Annotated in this window: 1 protein-coding gene; it reads right to left on the reverse strand. The window is 57.8% G+C overall.

All coding sequences use genetic code 11. The features are described 5' to 3' along the window. Nucleotides 1-839: glycosyl hydrolase 115 family protein (locus tag JAO29_RS23100; protein WP_334270643.1), on the reverse strand; the 839-nt coding region annotated here is incomplete at both ends.

Here is an 839-nt window from a genome sequence, read left to right on the forward strand (position 1 = left end):
GTAGAACACCTGGCGCGCCCGCGGAGCCGAATCCATCATCCCCTCCCATTTGCCGCTTTCCAGTTGGTTGTAAGCGCGGGTCAGGTCCTGCACACGCGCATAAGCGGCCTCTGAGCTTCTGTGATCCTCGAGCATCAGTTCTGGCCGATGAAAATATGCGTCGACATAACTGCGATCGGCCCACAGGAACTTGTCATTTTGCGCTGCGGCAGCCAGCACGGGATAAGCAACCAGCTCATCGTACGCAGCCAGGGAGTCGGCAGGGATCGACTCGGAAAGGGCCTCAACGCTGTCGCTCAGGTGTCGCCAGGCCTCGATGCGTTCCCGGTTTTGATCGCCCCACGCCAGCGGATTGAATTCTGTCCGGTTCGTCTCGTCGTTATAGCCATTGAAACCCATGAACTCAGGCTTGCGAACAAAGTTCAGCCTGTAGTACTCGTTCATGATTGCGGCAAGCTCCGGAGCAACCGCTGAGCCAAACTGCTCCCCGAGCCACTGCTTGAGAAAATCGGTCTGACTGAGTTGCGATACGCTGGGCTCGTCCCATGCCAGCTGCATGAAGTAGTCGATATCGGATTCAGCCGGCTTCAAGTCGCCCACATTCAGAACCCAGAGCCGCCGCGCGCCATGATCCCAAGCCTTGTTCATCTCCTCGCGAATCAGCGCGGGCGGGGTTGTGCATAGCCAAAGATAGTCGTGAGGAAAGCCCCAGTACGACACATGGTAGTAAACCGCGGAACCGCCAGATCGCTTCTGCTCCTCGGCTGACGAAAGCTGGCGCAGGTAACCATAGTTGTCGTCGGTCCAGCCCAGCGTAACGTCGTCCGGTATCTTCATTC

Source organism: Edaphobacter sp. HDX4 (assembly GCF_036877565.1).
GTDB lineage: Bacteria > Acidobacteriota > Terriglobia > Terriglobales > Acidobacteriaceae > Edaphobacter.